This window comes from Paenibacillus sp. J22R160 (assembly GCF_059692135.1).
The window spans coordinates 45197-65793 of record NZ_JCAUAU010000007.1; the positions used below are offsets into that span (position 1 = coordinate 45197).

A 20597-nucleotide genomic window follows, 5' to 3' on the forward strand; every position below is an offset into this window, starting at 1 on the left:
ATAATAATACAATTAATTTACTATATTTGTAAAATTCATATTTTAAGAGATTAGATGAAAACGGAGGGATTTTATGAGAAAAGTGATTTTAAGCTTTTTGGTATTGTTTTTGTCGAGTTTCTCCTTCACAATTTCATTTGCAGAAAATAGTCTTCAAGTCTCTTTATTCGGTGGAGATGTATTCTTAAATGGTAATAAATTAAACTTCACCGGTACTGAATATAGTAATTTGAACTACAATGGCCATATTTATGTTCCTCTTAGAAGCTTAAGTGAAACTCTCCAAGGAACAGTTTCTTATAATGAAGAAAAAAATGTTGCAAATATTAATATTCGTGGAGGCAAAGGCAGCTATAAGTCAGAGACTAGTTCAGCAAATTCTGACGACTTCTTTAAACTCAGCATTCACTCAGAGAAAGAAGTGTATCAATATGGACAAGATATAAACATCTGGAGCGCTCTTACTTACACCGGAAAGGAAGAAAAAAGAATTGTTCATTCAAGTGATTTATTAGCATATACATTGACGGATGAAGATGGCAACACGTATGACCCAGGAGAGACTTTGTCTCTATTAAAGTCTACTTTTAAAGAGAATGATGTTTATATTTCTTCTTTACAATGGATTATCTTGTTCGGATACAATGATCTATACTCGGAAAGTCTTCCGGAATCAAAAACACATTTGAAGAGAGGTACCTATACCGTTACAGTTCGAACAACATATTCCGATACAGAAGACATTAAGACAAATCACAAATTGCAAACTAGTATAAAAATAAAAGTTGAATAAAGTTTTAGATTAATTGTTTTTAAGAGTGCACATCATTTGGCTTTAATAAATATGTTCTATACAATTCGATATTAATTAACAAAAACCAGTCAAAACACTAAATATAAAGTGTTAGACTGGTTTTCGTTTATTGCTATCGTTCTTAAGCGAACAAACCTATTTGCAGCTGTCACCTGGTCCCTGAATTTAGAAGGCAGTTGAAAGAGTCCTCTGTGATGGCTAATTTTTCTATCATGTCCTTTGCTGCTATATTTTACATTTATTAACACCTGACGCTTACCAAAAGGAAAATGGTCGGATTTTGACTTAGTCTCTAATCTTTACATCTAAAATTCGCAAAATTACGAACATTATATATATTTTTATAATTATTATTCGGTTTTATCTTGAGATTTCTCTGCGAGTTTGCTATACTTTCAAAATAATAAACAATTAAAAATGGATAACTCGTATATGCTCGGTAATATGGTCCGAGTGTCTCTACCCGGTTCCCCAAAATGAACTGGACTTCGTGTTAAAGTATAGGGTATTTTGGTTTGTGACCAACGCATCATTTAATTTGGCAAAAGCTTTATTTTGCTTAATTTTATACTTTTGCTCTCTAAGTCTAGCTCCAGGTATGGGTCTAGTGTAGAGGGCATTTTTCATTTATAGACTTTTTGTTGGCCTATAATTCATCGAGTGTTTCAAACATCAAGGGGGAAACTAATTTGTTTAAGAAGTTTGGTTTGTTAGGGATGGTTGGCACATTACTGGTAACAGGAGCAGTAGGTTGTAGCTCTGCTCAAAAAAGTAGTGCTCAAAAACCAATTATTATTGAAGGTCCAATGCCAATTGAAGCTGAGAAGTTTGCTAAAAGGTTGGAGAATGTTAAGGAAGAAAAGTCGGGAAGTTTTGTGTTCTATAAAGGTACTGTAGATAATTATCCTGTAATCGTTGCAAAAACAGGAAAGGGAATGGAGAATACGGCTGCTGCTACAGCATTGGCTATCGAGAAATATAACCCTGTAGCCATTATTAACCAAGGAACTTCAGGGGGACATGATCCAAATTTAAATGTTTTTGACATAGTTCTAGGACAGAGAACGACCAACATCGGTTCATTTAAAGCGGCAGACAAGGGTGCGAATCAGGGTATTGATCCAACAATATGGAAACCCATGGATTTGATGGCTTCTGAAGGAAGTGCAGGGGAAGATCCAAACGCTGAGAAACCTCGTTACTATGAGGGAGACAAAAGTCTACTAGCAGCAGCGAATGCCGTTAAAGATATGTATAAGAAGGGTAAGATTGTTGAGGGTACAATAGGTTCAGGGGATTTCTGGAACAACGAGGTTGATCGAATTAAATGGCTGCATGACAAGTTTGGTACGTCCGTGGAGGAAATGGAAGGTGCCTCGGCCGCACAAATTGCTAATTCGTATGGTGTGCCATTCCTGGGTATTCGTGTTCTTTCTAATAATAAAACAAATGGTGGAAAATATGACCCGAGTACAGCAGAGGGATGTCAGGAGTATGTATACGAGGTGGTCAAAAAATACATTTCTACATTGCCGAAGAAATAATTGTGCAGTGTCGAAGCAAGAACGCAATTGAAGACGCTGTTGGGTTCGTTAACAACGCCGGATTGTGGATATACCTATACTCCCCTCACCTCTATACAAAACAAAAGACACCCCAAAAGGTGTCTTTTCTCTTTACCCCCTCCATTGAGCTCACCCCATTTGTTTGCTGAAACGAAGAATCAAGTAAAAGGGGTGCAGGGCAACGTAGTCTATCTTCAAGTAAGGGACAAAATGATGTGGCTGCAAGGTACCAAATACGCCGGTCATTACTACGAACCACTCGGTCTAAAAGCACCAGAGCAAGCAAAAGGCGAAGGCTCAGCGCTTACGCTTGAAGGCTTGGTTCAGATCAATCCAGATTATATTATATTTTCCTGGGATACTTTAATTACAGAGACAAATCCCAGCCAGCTCTTGCAGACGAATGGGAGAAAAGTGACGTTTGGAAGACGCTAAAAGCTGTGAAGCACAATCATGTGTACAAGTCGACGGAGAACTTGCCTATGGATACGGTCCAATTAGCAGGGTGTTTGGGACGGATGCCATTGTGAAAGCACTGAAGTAATTGAAAAGGGGCTTGCCACTGAAATTTTCGGGTGGCGTGCTCTTTTGGTTTTCGGGATGCATGGGTCGGCTGCTTCATTTTCCCTTATAAAATAGATGCCGATGGGTACGCTATTAGCAAAAGGAGCTGGAAACATGAATATCATGGAGGTACTCGGCGATACGATAAAGCCGTTTCTGGATGGCGAAAAGCCTCCTTTAAACGTAGGAGAAGTCATGAATCTGTGGTTTTATTTCAATGCAACCGATCAAACCATGCGCGGTGAGCAGGTATCTTTTAATATTGCTGAGGATCCTGAACTGAAAGAGAAGCTGCGAGAGGTCATTAATGATGTGCATCGACCGATTCTCGCGGAGTTAACTGAATTTTTAAAAGTTGAAGGTGTCCCGATGCCAGAGGCGTCTCCGGATAAACCGGTTGGCGATTTTCGACATATTCCGGAAGGCTCGAAGTTATCAGATAAGGAAATAGCGAGTCTTCTCAGCTTCAATTTAGTATTGGGAATCAATTATGGCTGTCGGGGGATGACAGAAGCTGTACGGCCGGATGTGGCCGCGTTGTTTGCCAAGTTTCAAATGAAAAAGATAATCTTTTCGATAACGTTTAAGGATCTTCTGATGCGCAGAGGGTGGATGTTGGCTCCGCCGTATTTTAGACCGGAAGCATGAAACGAGCTGCTATATAAAGAAAGAAGCACCTGTGTAGGGTGCTTTTTGCAATTGTTTATGGTTGCAACATTAGTTTATGGATAAGCTCCTCTTGCGTGAAAGGTTGCTTTCTTCCTGAATGAATGACTCTGACTAGGTAGGGCTTATCCGGATTTTTCATATGGTAAAATCCGGGAATTCGCATCACTCGCGATAGGTTCGTAATCATAGGATCTGAACCAAATTTGCCGGCTAGCGCTTTTTGAATAGGAACGAATTTGTTGATGGATCCGCCTTGAATGACCCAATAGATGTGATAGCCGTTTTTGGTTTCGACGATCATTGCATTTTTGATCTGATGCCAATTTTTTTTCAGGAAGTTTTTTTTCAAATGGGCAACTCGCTCTTCGGCGCGATGAGCTTTCAGCAGGTATTGCCCTTGTTTCGTTTTTTTGATGGTAATGGACTGGATCCGCTCCAAGGGGTCAGATTTGAGCTGTTTGATTCGTGCTTTTAATTGCTCTTTAGTTTGGAATTGTTCGGATATTTTATTAAGATCAACATCGATAAACTGGGCTCTGACTTCTTTGATTTCGCGACTTTTCTCATCTCTGCGGTTAATTTCCATGAATACTGCGTAACCTTTAGCATTTTGACTAAGTAAATGGATTGATTTGTTGTTTTTGGAGATCAGCTCGATTTGTGGGACTTGTTTTTCCAAGAGTAAGAGGGGTTTATGCAGAAGGACGGCTTGTTTGTCGTTGGATGAATTCAAGGAGTGCGCAGAATGTGCGGAGTTAGCCTGGTTTTGTTTCGTGCGCTCAGCATCATGAACTAGGATGAAATGAAGTTGTTCATCCCCCTTGCGGCAAAGTTTATGAATGAAATGATGCATATGGCTGGAACTGCGCTGAACCAGAGTAGAGTAAAGAGTTCGTTTATTTTTCATCAGGCCACATCCCCTTTGTCTAGGTTTCCGTCACCTATGTGACTGGTATTCTAAACATTCATATTCGGAGAAGACCGAACAAGTGTAAACCTTGGAACCTATTTTCATGCGGAGATAGGGATGTTCGCTTTAATAAGAAAAGACACCCGTAGGGGTGCCTTTTATGATCATTTTCATATCCTTAGGCACGTCTTACTTGGCCGCGGATTTCACCGTCAGGATTCCGGTTGGTGTGGACGTTGACATAGGCATTACCGCTTTCAAATTCAGTGATTAAGTCTCTAAGCGTCTTCCCTTGCAGCGGACCGACTAAATCCTGATTCGTCAAAATGCCCCGAATGACACCGCGTCTGACAGAAATACCGAATTTGTTAGGGCCAAACAGGAATACAGCAACTGGGCCATTGCGGCCTGTTCGTCCAAGATGAATATGGCCTTGGGTTGCACGGGAAATATTCCGTATGATTAGTGCAAATCTTAGCTGGGTTCCATTGCTGTTCAGCTCAAATATGGCGTCTCCGGTTGCTAATGTTTGTACGGGAGGAACCTCGTTTTTACCGTTTAGAAAGGCTTTGTATATAGTTGGAATAGGTCTTCACTCTCCTTTTCTAGTAATACTTCTATGTATTCATAGATTGAGAGATTTGCTTGTTAATAGGCCTAAATGATAAGAATTTCATCAAGCCAGAGGGGGCTAGGGGAACTATAGTCCTTTATTTTGGCGGGAAATGGCATTTTGGCATGTCAGAAGGAACTGTGATCCTCTATTTCGCTGTTTTTGTCTGTAAATTACGGCTCCAAGCACAAATAAGGCCCTGTAGTTCCGCTAGAAGAGGAAATTACTCGATTTCCTTCAAATAGCGGACTCCAGTTCCGTTAAATAAATGCCTAGAGGAATTCACAGCCAGGGTCTCTGCATGTGGTGGGGAAGTTGGCTGCATGGTGAGTATAATGAACAGTTGGTTTAAGCAGCCGTCTGTCGGTCATACAAGTTGAACATGATGTTGTACAGGACCGCTGAAATAACTGCTATTCCTGCAAGCAGGATGAACGTCCATGTGAAGCCGATCCATGAAGAGATCGGGATCGACAGCGGCGCTAAGGTGCGCCCAAGCGTATACCGCAAGCTGCCTGCGGCAAAATACTGACCGCGCATATGCTCGGGAGCCAGCCGGGAAACGAAAGCTTGCTGAGGGCCAGCCGACATAAGCTCAGCCAATGTGAACACGGCAATCGCGAGGGTGAAGCCCCAGAAGGTGGACATGTGGCCGAACATGACGATGCCAAGTGCATAGAAAAGCGCACCGCCGATGAATACGTAGCGATCCCGGTAAGCAAGCATCCACTTGGTAACTATGACGGTAAATAGGGCTACGAACAGTCCGTTCTCGGATACAATCAGGCCGAACAACTGCTTGCCGGATAACTGCAGATTCCAGTCGCCGTAGGAGAAGATCGTCGATAACTTCACGGTTTCCTCCATGAAAACAGGGAACAGCAAATCCAGCTGCATGAAGGTCTGAGACAGCAGCACACCTGCGAGGATGAACAGCAGGAAGACGCGGTCAGCTGCAATAATCTTGTAGTCCCGCAGCTGCGCGGCGAGGAATCGGTACCAAGGCTCACCGGCTGTGGAGCGGTTGCGCAGGGCAAGCTTCTCCGGCAGCGTTTCGTACAAGGTGCGGCTCATCGTCAAAGAGAGGAGAAGGCAGAACACCGAAGCAGCGATAAGCACGATGTATGGATTATCATCGTATGTGATAGATCCGAGCAGCGGGCCGACAACGACAGACACGTTCGCCGCTGTATAGAAGATGGCAAAGACGCTGGAGCGGTGCTCCTCCTTCACAACATCCGCGACCATCGCTTGGCTGGCAGGCCAATAGATGGAACCGGACATGCTGGCGAAGCTGAACCCGATGAAGCCAAGAACGGGCATCGCGAGCAGAGGCGAAGCGGCAAGAGCGAAGATGCCGTACCCGACGCCTTGTCCGCATGCCGCGAGGACCATCATCCGTTTGCGTCCGAAACGGTCAGCGCAGTAGCCTCCCATTAAGTTGGCGAAAACGGACAGCATTTGTGACAAAATTAGGAGAACGCCCGTCCAGCCTTTGCCGAAGGAATTCGCAAAATAGATCGATAGAAACGGAAAAAAGGTCCAAAAAATAACATTAAAAGCGGTTTCTCCGCCAAGGCGGATTTTTAAATTAATATCCCAATCTCTCATTCTCATCTGGCTGTTACCTCTAGTTGATAGTGTTTACTTACATACTACCATTCTTGCTAAATAAACAAAACGAAGGAAGGACATGCGGATAATCGGATTAGTCGCACGAAAAGGAGGTTGGATGCGGGGAAATGTATCGGTCTGGAGACCGAGATGAAGTATGCCCTGCGTCTGAATGAATTCAGTGATAGATCGTGTATACTTATATAAAAAAGCGGCAACAGGAGGGACTTTTATCATGAATGCTGGAACGTTGGTCGGCTATGGTATTGGCGCACTGGTTATCATACTGGTCATATGGCTCAGAACCCGGGGCAAAACACGTCCGATCAAAAATAAAGGCATGGGGATTTTAATTCCTGTCATTATCCTGCCTATTTTATTTGGTTTTTCTATTTACTCGTTAACGCAAATTCCTGATCATCCTTTTCATTTACCTGTGATCTGGGAGATGTTGTGCGCTATGCTGCTTGGTATTGGGCTTGGCAGTATTATGTTGTATCATACCGGTTATGAAAAGCGGGAAGACGGTTATGTTTACTCGAAGCCAAACAAGAATTTCAAGTATGTGATCATTGCCGTATTGGCGATTCGCATCGTGCTTTCACAGTATTTTAAAGGGCTGGATTATACCGAATTTACGGTTCTTACTATGTTAATGGCGTACTTATACATTTCAGTTTGGCGCATTGGCAGTTTCATGAAATACCGCAAAGCCAGTGTGAACTAAATCGTGACAGAGGAGTACCCAGGCTGCTTGCAGCTTGGGCCTTTTTTTTATTTTGGCGGAAAGGTAGAGTGCTCATGATATATCAGTAGAAGATTCGGATTGCTGCAGCGGTAGATTCAGACCTCAAGAGTGAAGGGATATAAACAGATCGCGGCTTCGATGGAGGCGGTAGGCGAGGCGGACGTGAAATAGAGCGCGCTGCAAGCCATAAGGGAAGGATTTTGCTATAATTAAAGGGCAAGTACTAACGAAGCGGGTGATCATTCAGATATGCTAGTCATCAATCAGCGCGAAGTTCTGGAATTGCTGTCCATGTCAGCTTGCATTGAAATCATGCAGGCTGTTTTGGCAGATTTGACGAATGGACAAGCGGTTCAATCGCTAAGAAGTGTTGTGCCATTGCAGGGAAATCATGTTATGGGTCTCATGCCGGCTTACTTGAAGCGGGAAGAGCGAGTTGGGGCCAAAGTGATTACGGTGCTGCCGGATAATCATGCCAAAGGGATGCCTTCGCATCAAGGGTTTGTTTCTTTGTTTAATTCAACCAACGGTCAATTGGAAGCGATTGTTGATGGTACCAAAATCACCGCAATCCGCACAGCGGCTGTCAGTGCGGTGGCGACTCAGCTGCTGGCGAGACCGGAAGCGAGCACGCTGGCGATGATCGGAACAGGCGAGCAAGCCAGAACTCACATCGAGGCGATGAGACTGGTTCGCCCGATCGAGAGGATTAAGGTATGGGGACCGAACCCGGCCCATGCCCAGAGCTTGAAAGAGGAGGCGGAAAGTCGGTACAACCTTCCTGTCGAGGCTGTATCTTCCGCGGCGCAGGCTGTACGGGACGCAGATATTATTTGCACAGTCACTGCGTCGACGACGCCTATTATGCATGGAGCGTGGATCAAGGAAGGCGCTCACGTCAATGCTGTCGGTGCCTGCCGGGCGAAGGACAGAGAGCTGGATACCGAACTCGTGCGTCAAGCGGAGTTGTTCGTCGATCGCCGGGAGTCCGCCGTGAACGAAGCGGGAGATTATTTGATTCCCCTGCACGAAGGGGCGATTGGGGATGGGCACATTTTAGGCGAAATCGGGGAATTATTGGTAGGGCTTAAGCCAGGTAGGAGTTCGAGCGCAGCGATTACCCTTTTTAAATCATTGGGGCTAGCTTGCGAAGATCTGGCATCTGCTCACTATATCGTTCAAGAAGCGGTTCGAAGGAATAAAGGCACACAAATTGCATTTTAGGAGCGATTAAAGATGAAGACGAATCTCAAGGATGGACTGTATCCTTTTCACTTAACGCCAGAGCAGGAGGACCGTGCGAGCCGGCTTCACGAAAGCAGTATCCTTATTGATCTGCTGTTCCAAGGGCCTTTGTCGCCCAAAGCGATCCCTGCGCATATCTCCGAAAACATCCGTGAAGCCTGCGAGCCTTACCGGGATGAGCCGATAGTGTACAGCGGTATGCCAAGCAAAATCATTCACGATATGGCAGCTCGCGGGGAGCTCCCGGAGTTCAAGGACGAGTGGTATCGTTCTGGCATTACCGCGGGCAACCGCCAATTGGACGTATCCAATATAGAGAGCATTGTGACCAGCATGGGCGAAATACAGCGCCAATTCGACACGATGGATTGGATGGTCAAAGTGCTGAAGGCGGAAGATATTCGCGCCGCCAAAAGCAGCAATCGAAAAGCGGGCATCGTAACCGCGCAGGAAACGGACGGATTAGGCAAAAATCTCGCCTTGCTTGACGCGCTCTATCATTTCGGTCTGCGTGTTTTGCAGCTTACGTACAACAATCAGAATTACATTGCTTCGGGCTGTGCGGAGCAGGCTAATGGCGGTGTAAGCAATTTCGGCGCGCGCTTCATTCGCAGAATGAACGAGCTGGGCATCATCGTCGACACCAGCCACTGCGGGAAACAAACGACGCTGGATGCTTGCCGGCTTTCGGCAGCGCCGGTTATCGCTTCCCATACAGGCGTCGAGGCGCTATTTGGCCATATGCGCTGCAAAAGCGATGAAGAGCTTCAGGCGATTGCTGGAACCGGCGGCGTAATTGGCATTTTTGCGATGCCGTGGTTCGTCTATCAGGACCCGAATGAGACGACAATTGAGCATGTGCTTGACCATATCGACTATGTGGTTCGGCTGGTCGGCGTTGATCATGTGGGCATTGGAACGGATTGGCCGATGAGCGATGTGGAGTGGTCTTTGGTGTATTTTAAAGAGCATATTGCGCCAAGAATTGGCTTTGCCAAAGGGGACGGGCCGTCGACGGAGACGGTGAAGGGGCTGGAGACGTACAGTTATTTCATCAACTTCACACGTGGCTTGGTTGCAAGAGGATATAGCGATGAGGACATTCAGAAGATTATGGGCGGCAACTGGCTGCGTGTTTTTGAACAAGTCTGGGGATAGGAGTTAACGGGGATGAGCACATATTTTCAGTCAATGACGTTCAATTTGTATTGTGCCGGTGTATATGAGGGGAAAATCCGTTTTGCTGAAAATGGGATCATGCATGCCAGAGTGGATGCTCGCAGGAGGACACAAATGCAGGAGAATGTCCTGCAGGAGAGAACGCCGTACATGTTGCCCTTCGCTAAAATAAAGATGTCCTTGGGGCATTATGCTGGGGCTGTTTGGCAGGGAGACGAGGTTACGCTTGGCAATGGCGACCTTTATGCACGGCATGTTTGTTATACGGCTTTTGTGGCGGGGCAAGTGGGAGAAGATGGAAAACAAATGACATCTCAAGTTTGGGCGATGCGGAAGGATACGGCGCTCGACATCGTGACTGTGGATGGACGTATCATAGCGTTCGTGGCACCGAACCGGTACGGCATGGAGTTGCTCGTAGCGGAGGGGTACGAAGCGTTGACTCCGCTTGCGGTGTACGAAGATCCGCTCCTCTCCAAACCGGAATTCGGCGTGAATGATCTGGGCACCTTCCTCGTTCCCATGCGGGACGGTGTGCGTTTGGCAACGGACGTGTACCTTCCTGAGGGTGCTCAATTCGCGCAGGGGTTGCCAACGATACTCGTTCGCACGTGCTATGATCGCAACTTGCGAAAAGAGTTTTTCAAGCGTTGGGCGAATAAAGGGTACGCCGTCGTCAATCAGGATGTCAGAGGACGCGCAGATTCCGAGGGAGAGCTGGTTCCGTTCTTCTACGAACGGGACGACAGTGCCGATACGATCGACTGGATCGTGTCGCAGGAATGGTCAAACGGCGACGTCGGCATGTGGGGGGCCTCCTATCTCGGGTATGTTGTGACCGCTGCATCTACGAGTGGGCACCCGAATTTGAAGGCGGTCGTCAACGAAGTGAACGTGGGCTCACCGTTCGTGGATACGGTGCGCAAGGGCGGAACCGTTTGTTCTTGGCCTTTGCTCTGCTGGACGCTTGCGCAGTCCGTTGGAACTAGGACGGATTTTGATATTTTCGCAGGTAAAACCGTTGATCCGGAGAAAGCTGTGGACGCCAGACCGATCAGAGAGATACCCCAGCAGATGATCGGCAGAGCCTCTGGCCCTTGGGATCTATGGAGTGAGCATCCGGAGTATGATGATTTCTGGAGAAATTGCACCTTCACGGAGCGTGGCGACCAGGTTAAGGTGCCGATGTTCGTCATTTCCGGTTGGTATGACGGGGACAGCGCAGGCGTCTCGGAGACGTGGCGCATGCTGACCAAGCACGACGTCCCCAACCGGAAAATATGGCTCGGACCCTGGGAGCACGGCCCTAACCGAGCAAGAGATCTGCTCGGTGCCAGCTTCAGCAACGATGCAGTTGTTTACGATTATGACGTAAACGTGCTGCGCTGGTTCGACAGGTTTCTAAAAGGGCTGCCAAACGGCATCGATCAAGAGCCAAGAGCGAAGTATTACGTTGTTGGCAGCAACGAGTGGCGAACGTCTGAGGATTGGACGCCTGCGGAAGCGCGGGTCAGGAACTTTTATTTAGGGAGTAATGGCCGTGCCAACTCCAGCCATGGAGACGGTGGGCTGATGGAGGCGCCTCCTCGGCACAGTTCTGCGGATACGTATGTGTATAACCCCGAGGATCCTGTAGCCGACAGCGGTGAAAGAGAGCCGGAGAACATGCGCAAACATGAGCTGCGCAGCGATATTCTCGTGTACTCGAGCGCTGTACTGGAGAGTGACTTAACCGTAGCGGGCGAGCTGTCTTGTGAATTGTATGCGGCAAGCACGGGAGTCGACACGGATTGGGTCGTTACTTTAAGCGATGTCGATGCGCAGGGCAATTCGATCAAGCTCTCGAATTACATCGTGCGGGCGAAGTACCGTGGTGGATTGGATGCTCCGGAGCTGCTTACGCCAGGTAAGGTAGAAAAGTACGCGATATTTATGCAAAATATCGCCCATACGTTCCGCCAAGGCCACCAGCTGCGGTTCACGGTTACTTCCTCGAGCAAGTTTATCGCGTTTCCCAACACGAATACCGGCATCAACCCCTATGAGAATCCGAAGCCAGTGATTGTGCAGCAAACGATTTACCACTCGGAGGAGTATCCTAGCCATGTGAAGCTTCCGATTATTTTGTAAGCAAGGGCGTTTAGAGAACTACAGTCCGCTATTTCTTTGAAAATTCACGTTTCTCACGAGTAAGGGGAACTAGGGTACGTTATTTCGCCGATTTCACCTTGAAAAAGCACCATAGGGTCTAAATTAGGCCCTGTAGTTCCGCTCCGAGAGGAAAAAGCTCTTTTTCCTCCATATAGGGGAACATAGTTCCCTTTCAGTGTGCTTTAGCGCAGTTCACGCTAATTTCTTGAAATTTGTTACTGGCTGGTGAAGTGGAAGTTGGCTGTACGGTGAATAGCGTGATGGGATGGCGGGGGTTAGGAAAGTAGCAAATACCGAATCCTGACGGAGTCTGGTGACCCGTCAGGATTTTTGTTTCTGAACGAAAGAATCTTAAACTTTCTGTAGGAGGGCTCCAGTTCCCCTGAGAAAAGCGTTAGTCGGATTCCCGCTACACCTCCACAATCAAGCCGTCATAAGCAACCTCAATCCCATGAGGTTGAAAAATCTCAACTAAATCCTCATGCAAAAGCCCGGCATTGTGAGAGAAATGCGTCACGTAAACTTTTGCTCCCGGCTTCAATGCTCCGACTTCATCCATCCATGTTTTCGTTTCGAGTACGGCATCCACGTTCATATGATTGTTTCTGTGCCCGACTCGGCCTGTTGTGCATTCCAGAATGACTAGATCGAATTGCTTATCCTTCAACCAAGCCCACGTTTCATCTGGAAACCATCCGCTGTCGTTGCCATACAAGACCGTTTTTCCATTTTTTTCGATGGAATAGAGTAAGCATGTTTCAAGAGGATCGTGATCCGCCAGCAGCGGAACGATCGTGGCCGTTTGCGTCTGGACTTGCTGAAACGGGATCACACGGTGGAAGTTATAGTTGTGCTCCAGTCCATTCAGCGCTTGAAAAATGAGGCGTAAAGGAAGATCATGCCCGTAAACATGCATAGTATCCTCGCCTGATTGGGCATAACCTTTTGCGCGAATGGCCATATCCTCAGCGTATAGATGATCAGAGTGCGAATGGGTGATGAGCAAATCTTTCACACTGTTCATATCGAGTCCATACTGAAGTGAGTGCATCAAGGTATCGGGCGGGAAATCGACCTTCAAGTCATGGTCAAACATGACGGAGGTGCGGGAGCGAATGTTTTTCCCTCCGCGCTCGCGGGCTTGTTTGCAGGTGGGGCATTGGCAGAAGAGCGAGGGTATGCCCTCATAAGCCGCTGTTCCCAGAAAATGAACCTTCATGGATGAATCCTCCTTAGCGCGTAGACACTGTTGTTTCATGAACATTTAATGTTGTTTATTGTACAAATGTTGTTGAATTCTTGTTGTTTAGTGCCAATTGTATCCCCGCCTGGCAGCGCTGTCAATGGAGAAAAATGATTGCTAAGGTCCCAAACAAAGGGAAGAATAAAAAAACAAATCCCGGTGGTTGGAGGTAATCAGCAATGAACACGTTATTTAAGTTGAAAGAACGGGGCACAACGGTCCCAACGGAAATCATGGCGGGGGTCACGACGTTTTTGACGATGGTCTATATTGTGATTGTGAATCCAGGGATTCTAAATAAAGCAGGGATGGACTTCCATGGGGTGTTCATTGCAACAGTGCTGGCTAGCATTGTGGCGACGCTGATTATGGGGCTTTTTGCGAATTACCCGATCGTGCTTGCGCCTGGTATGGGGCTGAATGCGTATTTTGCCTTTAGCGTCGTGGGCGGAAGCGGTGTGAGCTGGCAAACTGCGCTTGGCGCTGTTTTTGTCGCAGGGGCCTTATTCATCGTGCTATCGTTGACTTCCTTCCGATATATGCTGCTGGACGCAATTCCCACAAGCTTGAAGCATGCCATTACTGCGGGTATCGGCTTGTTCATCACATTTATCGGCTTACAAAATGCGAAAGTCATCATAGCTTCCCCCGCAACGCTGCTAACATTAGGTGATCTTAGAGAACCCATGACGGCGTTGACGATCGTTGGCCTTATCGCTTCGCTGATCCTAATGGCTTACCAGGTGCGTGGCTTTTTGTTCTTCGGCATGTTGATTACTGCTATACTTGCTTGGTTTTCGGGATTGTTGACGATGCCGGAGACGTTCATTTCAGCGCCGACAGGGCTTTCAGCGACGGCTTTTCAACTAGATATCAGCGGTGTTTTTTCGGGCGGCATGTATGCTGTCATTTTTACATTTTTGTTGATTACGTTGTTTGATACAACGGGAACGATGCTTGGGGTCGCCGAGCAGGCAGGGCTTCTCAAGGACAATAAATTTCCGCGTTCAAGAGGCGCATTGCTGGCCGATGCGATAGGTACCTCGACGGGGGCTTTGCTTGGAACGAGCCCGACTTCCGCATATATTGAATCCAGTTCTGGCGTTGCTGTTGGCGGGAGAACGGGGCTGACGGCGATCACGGTGTGCGTATTGCTAGCCTTAACGTTGTTTTTCTCGCCAATCGTAGCTGTACTTGCCAGCATTCCGGCCATTACCGCTCCTGCCCTAATCATTGTAGGTTTCCTAATGATGAATGTGCTGCGCAAAATAGAGTGGCAGGATTTGGAGGAAGCCTTTCCAGCTTTTCTAATCGTGGTGCTGATGCCCTTGACCTATAGTATCGCAACAGGAATTGGCATCGGATTTATCGTATATCCGGTATTGAAGCTGCTCCGCGGAAAACGCAGCGATGTGCATCCGATTTTTTATCTATTTGCGGTGCTGTTCTTTATTCAGATTGTGTTTTTCAATCATTGAGTTTTACTGAGTTTTCAAAAACAAAATGTAACAGAGGACGCCCTAGCCGGTGTCTTTTTTAATAGCAGCTAGTTTATCGCGGACGGAGGTCTCCAGCTTATAGATTCGCTGTTTCTCCTCATTGATCTGACGCAGGAGGGAAACCATGGAGCTGAGGGTGCTTTGGACCCCTATCGCATCTCCTTTTTTGGCGCTCTTTTTAAAAGCGCTCCATAACGGGGACAAGCTTTTGCGAGACGAATTCACAGCGCTCATTTTTGCTTTAATCTGCACGTTAGTCGGATCGATGTCTTCGAGACGGCCACGCATGTTCTTCGTTGATTTGGAGGCCTTATCCTTGGCAGCTTGGTAGGCTTTCTCCTTCGATTGAATGTCTGCGCGCGCAAGTTGGGCAGGAACTTTCAATGCTGTAGCCTGCAGGCGCAGCAGAGTGTTCAAGCTTTTAATTTTGAGCGGCCGTACCTCTTCAATTTGTTTATTAATTGCGGTGTAACGGGATAATAATGGTTTGTAACGCTCTTTCGTTCGCAGAACATCCTCTTCAAGCTTGGCTAATTGGGCGGCATCGATTGCTTTCGACTGTTTGCCTAGTGCTGCTAATGCTTCTTTATTTTGGTTGTGCTGCAACGTAATCGAATGATCCCACTCTTGTTCTTGCTTCTGAAGGGTGAGCAGCTCGTCCTGCAAAGAGTGGATACGATTGGCCTGAGATTGACTCGAAGCGGCTAGCGTTTTGTCCAAGAGTCCAGCAGTGAAGTTGAATGGAGCTGCCGCTGATGCCTGCCCGGAATGGGCTGAGAATAGGACCAAAGCGGCGAGAAGCGAAGTGAATATTTTCAGATACAAGCCTCCTTAACTTTCGAGGAAATACAAAAAAGCACCAGCAAGAAAAGGACTAAGCCTTATCCTGCGGGTGCTTCCCAAAGTAAGTATTTACTCGAAATGTGATAGCTGTACTATATCAAGCGACCTTGCAAAGTGTCAATACGAACGCCAAATTTGCTCAGGGGCCATTCGTACTTTACACTAGGTAAGACTGGTAAAATAACCACGACCAAAGGATGGAACTGCCATGATGAATCAACTTTCTATGAATGATTTAAGACGATTTAAGCACGAAATTACGAGATTTATGATGACTTACAAATTCGCGCTAGATGCCATGGAAACCCGCGTAGAAATCTTAGTGCAGGAATTCGAGATGCTGCATGAATATAACCCCATCGAGCATACCAAGTCCCGCTTGAAGTCGCCGGAGAGTATTTTTCATAAGCTCAGCAGGAAGGGAGGAGACATGTCTTTTGAAGGGATTAAAGCCTGTGTGAAGGATATTGCCGGCATGCGGATTACATGCTCATTTGTCTCCGACATCTATGCCATCTCCAATATGCTCAAAAACCAAAGCGACTTGAAGGTGCTGGGTGAGAAAGATTACATCAAGCATCCGAAACCGAATGGCTATCAAAGTCTTCATCTGCTGGTGGAAGTGCCGGTGCATCTGACGGATCGCCAGGAAAGTGTGTGCATCGAAGTTCAAATTCGTACAATTGCGATGGACTTTTGGGCCAGCTTGGAGCATAAAATATTTTATAAGTTCAATGAAGGCAATCAAGCTGTGCCTGCGCGATTGTTGGAGGAGCTTAAACAAGCGGCCGTCGCTGCATCTGCGCTGGATCTGCAAATGGAACGCCTGCATGCGGAAATCGAAGAGATCAAAGAAGAGCAGACGTCCGACATCTTGGCCAGCGACGCGCTCAATAAGATTGTCATTAACAACCAGCAGTTTGCGCTGCCACAGGCGTTGCTTGAGCTTTTAAATGATGATGACGGCAGGTAAGATTACATCCTACAAATGGATGCGGTGTCTGAGCACTTCTGTGTTATAATTAAAGGATTGGAACAGAAGGGTGTTGCTTCGGACATGCAGGTATTTGAAGATTGGAATCAAAAAGTGAAATCAACGTTTAACGCGACTAGTAATGAAGTTGTATTAACGGTGATGGAAGCCGGGAAATCGTTAGGTCTCACGAAAGATCAGATGAAGCAATATGTAGACAAAAACAATTTAACCAAGGTGCCCATTATGAGGAGTGTTCATCGCTACTTGCTATTGAAAAGCGAAATTGATGAGATTGTGGGGAAATCATGAAAAAAGGCGAACAAACGTATGCGAATCACCGCAGAATGCATCCATTGTTTCACTTTGTATTCTCTTTGCTAGCGTTAGCTCTATTGGTTACGTCGATCATAGAGCTAATTAGATCCGTGCAATTAGGGGATCGCTTGCTGCCCTCGTTTCTTTTTCTACTCATTTCTATCATTGTGGTCATTGTATTCGTGCTGATTCGTTCCTATCCGTTGAAAGCTCAGGATCGCGCAATTCGTGCAGAAGAGAACCTCAGACACTATGTGCTGACCCAAAAGCTGCTGGATTCGAGACTAACGGTTGGTCAAATTGCTGCTCTGCGCTTTGCCTCTGACGAAGAGTTTCCTGCTCTGTGTGAGAAGGCGGCCGACGGGCAATGGTCGTCTGATACGATTAAGAAATCCATCAAGAGCTGGAGAAGCGACGATTATCGCATTTAGTTGTAAGTGAGAGACATATCCCTGAGGGGTGTGTCTTTTTTTGTTGAAAAATATCTATTTGGATAGAAAAATAGTTATTCGCGAAGTATGATGCGCGTGATTGCAGAACGGCTGCGCGGTTTGAATAAAAAGCGAAGGGGCTTCCCAGCATGGTCATTATTTGACATTCTGGGAGAGCCCCTTTATTTGTTGCGCAGACGTTCCTTGCGCAGCAGGTAAATAAAATATGGCGCGCCGATCACGGCCGTCATGATCCCTACAGGCACTTCGCGCGGGAGGATGATGATGCGGCCAAGCAGGTCGCCTAGCAGCATCAAATCCGCGCCGACGACAGCCGCCAGCGGGATCAGCCACTGGTGCCGGCTGCCGACGAGGCTGCGCGCGATGTGCGGAGCGATCAGGCCGATGAAGCCGATCGCGCCCACGGCCGACACGGAGATGCCGGCGAGTGCAACGGCAAGCAGCAGCAGCAGGAAGCGCTGCTTCGCGACGTTGAGACCCAGCGAGGCGGTGATGTCGTCGCCAAGCAGAAACACATTCAGCTTCGCAAAATTCGCCCACACGATGGGCAGGAGCACTGCGATCCACGGCAGCAGGGTATAGACATCGTGCCAGCTGCGGCTCCATAAGCTGCCGGATAGCCAGAGCAGCGCCATGTTGATATCGCTGGGGTGCCTGACAATCAAGTACTGTGTGCCGGCTTGGAACACAGTACCGATCGCTACGCCCACCAAGGCTAATGTGGAGGGGCTGAGCGTTAACCGGCGGCTGAGCAGCAGGAGCAGCAGGAAGGCCAGGAAGGCGCCGGTGAAAGCAGCAATCGGCAAGACGTAGCTTGGCGATTTGGGGAACAGAAAGATCACCGCTGCCGCCATGAAACCGGCCCCTTTGGTAATCCCCACGACGTCTGGGCTGGCCAGCGGATTTCGCACTAAGCCTTGCAGAATGACGCCGCCGACGGCTAAACCGAAGCCCGCTAGTATCGCAACTAAGACGCGGGGCAAGCGGACTTGATGCACGATGAAGTAAGACTGGCTTTGAGCATCCGTTAACCCGGACCACACTTCGCCAAACGGAATACGTACGGCGCCTACGTGGACATATAGCGCAGCTAATACAAACATGATAACCAGAGCCACGATCAGAGAGAGGGCGGATGTGTGTGTGAATCTTCTCACTTCGCACCTCCTTGCTTGCGTGCCAAGTAAATGAAATAGGGCGCGCCAATCACAGCGGTCACGATGCCGACCGGTGATTCGAATGGAAAAGCAATGAACCGGCTGAGAAAGTCGGCATAGACGAGCAAAATTCCTCCGAGCAAGGCGGTCATTGGCCCTAGAATAGGCAAGTTAGGTCCAATCATAGCGCGAGCGATGTGTGGAACTAGCAAGCAAATGAAGCCGATCGGGCCGCATAAGGCTACGGCAGAGCCGGCGAGTATGAGAACAAGCACGATACTGACGCCGCGCACGATGTTTACGCGCTGGCCTAAGCCTGCCGCGATGTCGTCATCCAGCAGCAGCAGCTTAAACGCTGGCAGCATGAGGGTGAACAGCACCATCCCGCCTATGAAGAAAGGCAGAATGATCCGCACATCCGACCACCCTGCTAGATTCAGGGAGCCGACCAGCCAGAAAATCATGGTGTCCGTGGCATGCTGATTCATAATGATGAAGCCTTCCGTCAATGAAGACATGAGGAAGTGGATAGTGATTCCGGCTAGTGCCAGACGCACATACTGCTGGCGTCCTGAGCCTGCTAACGACCAGATTAGCAGCGCGCTTAGGGCAGCTCCGACAAAGGCAAAGCCAATAAGTCCGAAGTTTCCGAAATGGGGCAAAGCGACAAGCCCGATCACAACGGCTAACGCCGCACCGGCATTAATTCCGAATATATGCGGGGACGCCAGCGGGTTTTTGGTTGTGAGCTGGGTCAACATGCCGGCCAAAGCGAGCTGCATCCCAACGATACACGCCATGATGGCGCGCGGTAGACGAAGCGTTTGGATATACAGATGGGCTTTATCGCTGCCCTGATAAGTTACTGCTTCGAACAAAGTGCGCCAGGAGACATAGGCTTGCCCCCACTTCAAGTTGCAAATCACGCCGATCAGCATCACGAGAACAGCGGCAGAAAATAGGAAGAGCAGAGGCCATTTCTGGCTCTGCTTCTCAGTTATAGGCTTCATTGGACTATTGCCCCAAATTCTTCACGACATCATCAAGAATCTTCTCGGATCCGAGGAATCCGCGCGATAGAGACCAGTCACGACGCTCTACAGTAAATACTTTTTTGTTAGCCACAGCGTCAATTTTCTGCCAAAGCGGGTTAGTTTCCCACTGCTTAACAATCGTTTCTTTCTCAGTTGGCATCAGGAACAGAACTTGCGGATTTGCTTCAACGAGCTGTTCAAGTGTAATTTGCGGATAGGCAGCAGCATTTTTTACTGGATCAGCGTAACCAAGCATCGCTAGGAAAGAACCGCTGTAAGCGTGATCCGAATGTGCGAAGAATCCTTTGGGATTCACAACAGCTGGAAGTACACGAAGGTTTGTAGCCGTTAGTTTCTTTTTCACCGTATCAACTTTAGCTTGGTGCTCAGCCAGACGTTTCTTGGCTTCATCTTCTTTACCAACAGCTTTGGCGATAATGTCAACGTTCTTCAACATTTGATTGTAGTCGGCTTGGAAATCATCCAATACAAGAACTGGTGCAATACCTTTTAGCTGAGCAATAGCATTCTTATGCTTGTTGATGTCCGCGATGATTAAATCTGGTTTCAAGGAGGAAATCAGTTCAATGTTCGGCTCGTAACGGGAACCTACGGACTTGTAGGTTTTGAGTTGGGCTTTGACAGAGTCCATCAAAAGATCCGGGCTGTCATCATCCGCAACACCCACTGGCTGTACGCCTAGTGTGACAAGGATGTCAGTGAATCCGAACTCCATAGCAACGATGCGCTCTGGTTTCTTTGGCAGTTCAATTGTTCCAGTAGCATCTTGCACAGTGATTTTACCGCCTGCTTGCGCGGCAGGCTGCCCGCTGGCTGCAGCCGGCGTAGTGGATGCTGCTGCAGATTCGGTATTCGTCGATTTGCCGCAAGCCGCAAGGCTTAGTGCAAATACGGTGATCAGTGCGATCAGGCTAAAACGTGTAAAATAGTGTTTCATTTGTTGACTCCCCCATGACAATGATTATTATTCTCATTTGAAATAATA

At 47.6% G+C, this 20597-nt stretch carries 20 protein-coding genes and 1 riboswitch; of the genes, 12 read left to right on the top strand and 8 right to left on the bottom strand.

Going from position 1 to position 20597, the window contains the following annotated elements; translation table 11 throughout:
* Positions 1–73: 73 nt before the first annotated feature.
* From AC58UW_RS17020 to AC58UW_RS17035, 4 genes are all read left to right on the top strand, one after another.
* Complete coding sequence (locus AC58UW_RS17020) at positions 74–793, top strand: hypothetical protein (RefSeq protein ID WP_497421817.1); 720 nt, start codon at positions 74–76, stop codon at positions 791–793.
* A 427-nt stretch (positions 794–1220) separates the two neighbouring features.
* Positions 1221–1323, top strand: a riboswitch (purine riboswitch).
* A 207-nt stretch (positions 1324–1530) separates the two neighbouring features.
* Positions 1531–2358 carry a 5'-methylthioadenosine/S-adenosylhomocysteine nucleosidase gene (locus tag AC58UW_RS17025; protein ID WP_497422019.1) on the top strand — a complete coding sequence of 276 codons (828 nt, stop codon included), beginning with the start codon at positions 1531–1533 and terminating at the stop codon, positions 2356–2358.
* Positions 2359–2502: 144 nt separating this feature from the next.
* Complete coding sequence (locus AC58UW_RS17030; protein WP_497421818.1) at positions 2503–2814, top strand: hypothetical protein; 312 nt, start codon at positions 2503–2505, stop codon at positions 2812–2814.
* 243 nt (positions 2815–3057) lie between these two features.
* Positions 3058–3591, top strand: coding sequence for a DUF3231 family protein (locus AC58UW_RS17035; protein WP_497421819.1), 534 nt, complete (start codon positions 3058–3060; stop codon positions 3589–3591).
* A gap of 55 nt (positions 3592–3646) precedes the next feature.
* Here the strand turns inward: AC58UW_RS17035 and AC58UW_RS17040 are convergent, their stop codons facing one another.
* The 3 genes from AC58UW_RS17040 to AC58UW_RS17050 all read right to left on the bottom strand — a co-directional run bounded on the left by AC58UW_RS17040 (position 3647) and on the right by AC58UW_RS17050 (position 6752).
* Complete coding sequence (locus AC58UW_RS17040) at positions 3647–4519, bottom strand: DNA-primase RepB domain-containing protein (protein ID WP_497421820.1); 873 nt, start codon at positions 4517–4519, stop codon at positions 3647–3649.
* 181 nt (positions 4520–4700) lie between these two features.
* Positions 4701–5108: a CHRD domain-containing protein gene (locus AC58UW_RS17045; RefSeq protein WP_497422020.1), complete on the bottom strand. Its 408-nt coding sequence runs from the start codon at positions 5106–5108 to the stop codon at positions 4701–4703.
* A 375-nt stretch (positions 5109–5483) separates the two neighbouring features.
* A complete protein-coding gene (locus AC58UW_RS17050) occupies positions 5484–6752 on the bottom strand; it encodes an MDR family MFS transporter (RefSeq protein ID WP_497421821.1) in 1269 nt (422 codons plus the stop codon).
* A gap of 169 nt (positions 6753–6921) precedes the next feature.
* Between AC58UW_RS17050 and AC58UW_RS17055 the strand changes: the two genes are divergently transcribed.
* The 4 genes from AC58UW_RS17055 to AC58UW_RS17070 all read left to right on the top strand — a co-directional run bounded on the left by AC58UW_RS17055 (position 6922) and on the right by AC58UW_RS17070 (position 12051).
* Positions 6922–7476 carry a CcdC protein domain-containing protein gene (locus tag AC58UW_RS17055; protein ID WP_497421822.1) on the top strand — a complete coding sequence of 185 codons (555 nt, stop codon included), beginning with the start codon at positions 6922–6924 and terminating at the stop codon, positions 7474–7476.
* 270 nt (positions 7477–7746) lie between these two features.
* Positions 7747–8721 carry an ornithine cyclodeaminase family protein gene (locus tag AC58UW_RS17060; protein ID WP_497421823.1) on the top strand — a complete coding sequence of 325 codons (975 nt, stop codon included), beginning with the start codon at positions 7747–7749 and terminating at the stop codon, positions 8719–8721.
* Between the two features lie 12 nt (positions 8722–8733).
* The gene (locus AC58UW_RS17065; protein WP_497421824.1) at positions 8734–9900 is read left to right on the top strand and encodes a dipeptidase; all 1167 of its coding nucleotides are present in this window, start codon (positions 8734–8736) and stop codon (positions 9898–9900) included.
* Between the two features lie 12 nt (positions 9901–9912).
* Positions 9913–12051, top strand: a complete 2139-nt coding sequence (locus AC58UW_RS17070) for a CocE/NonD family hydrolase (protein ID WP_497421825.1) — start codon at positions 9913–9915, stop codon at positions 12049–12051.
* Positions 12052–12481: 430 nt separating this feature from the next.
* Here the strand turns inward: AC58UW_RS17070 and AC58UW_RS17075 are convergent, their stop codons facing one another.
* Positions 12482–13291, bottom strand: a complete 810-nt coding sequence (locus AC58UW_RS17075; protein ID WP_497421826.1) for an MBL fold metallo-hydrolase — start codon at positions 13289–13291, stop codon at positions 12482–12484.
* A 203-nt stretch (positions 13292–13494) separates the two neighbouring features.
* On the opposite strand from AC58UW_RS17075, the gene AC58UW_RS17080 reads away from it, so the two are divergent.
* The gene (locus tag AC58UW_RS17080) at positions 13495–14793 is read left to right on the top strand and encodes an NCS2 family permease (protein WP_497421827.1); all 1299 of its coding nucleotides are present in this window, start codon (positions 13495–13497) and stop codon (positions 14791–14793) included.
* 42 nt (positions 14794–14835) lie between these two features.
* Here AC58UW_RS17080 and AC58UW_RS17085 read toward each other — a convergent pair whose 3' ends face one another.
* Positions 14836–15639 (bottom strand): hypothetical protein, encoded by an 804-nt coding sequence (locus AC58UW_RS17085; RefSeq protein WP_497421828.1) that lies wholly within the window; start codon positions 15637–15639, stop codon positions 14836–14838.
* Positions 15640–15868: 229 nt separating this feature from the next.
* On the opposite strand from AC58UW_RS17085, the gene AC58UW_RS17090 reads away from it, so the two are divergent.
* The 3 genes from AC58UW_RS17090 (at position 15869) to AC58UW_RS17100 (ending at position 17379) form a co-directional block, all read left to right on the top strand.
* Positions 15869–16630: a GTP pyrophosphokinase gene (locus AC58UW_RS17090; RefSeq protein WP_497422021.1), complete on the top strand. Its 762-nt coding sequence runs from the start codon at positions 15869–15871 to the stop codon at positions 16628–16630.
* 84 nt (positions 16631–16714) lie between these two features.
* The gene (locus AC58UW_RS17095) at positions 16715–16942 is read left to right on the top strand and encodes a DNA-binding protein (protein WP_477498136.1); all 228 of its coding nucleotides are present in this window, start codon (positions 16715–16717) and stop codon (positions 16940–16942) included.
* Positions 16939–17379 (top strand): DUF6526 family protein, encoded by a 441-nt coding sequence (locus AC58UW_RS17100; protein ID WP_497421829.1) that lies wholly within the window; start codon positions 16939–16941, stop codon positions 17377–17379. The genes AC58UW_RS17095 and AC58UW_RS17100 overlap by 4 nt, the downstream gene beginning before the upstream one ends.
* 182 nt (positions 17380–17561) lie before the next feature.
* Here AC58UW_RS17100 and AC58UW_RS17105 read toward each other — a convergent pair whose 3' ends face one another.
* The 3 genes from AC58UW_RS17105 to AC58UW_RS17115 are packed head-to-tail and all read right to left on the bottom strand — an operon-like array spanning position 17562 to position 20549.
* Entirely contained in the window at positions 17562–18503 is a 942-nt protein-coding gene (locus tag AC58UW_RS17105; RefSeq protein WP_497422022.1) for a FecCD family ABC transporter permease, read from the bottom strand.
* 50 nt (positions 18504–18553) lie between these two features.
* A complete protein-coding gene (locus tag AC58UW_RS17110) occupies positions 18554–19567 on the bottom strand; it encodes a FecCD family ABC transporter permease (protein WP_497421830.1) in 1014 nt (337 codons plus the stop codon).
* Positions 19568–19571: 4 nt separating this feature from the next.
* A complete protein-coding gene (locus AC58UW_RS17115) occupies positions 19572–20549 on the bottom strand; it encodes an ABC transporter substrate-binding protein (protein ID WP_497421831.1) in 978 nt (325 codons plus the stop codon).
* Between the last annotated feature and the right edge of the window lie 48 nt (positions 20550–20597).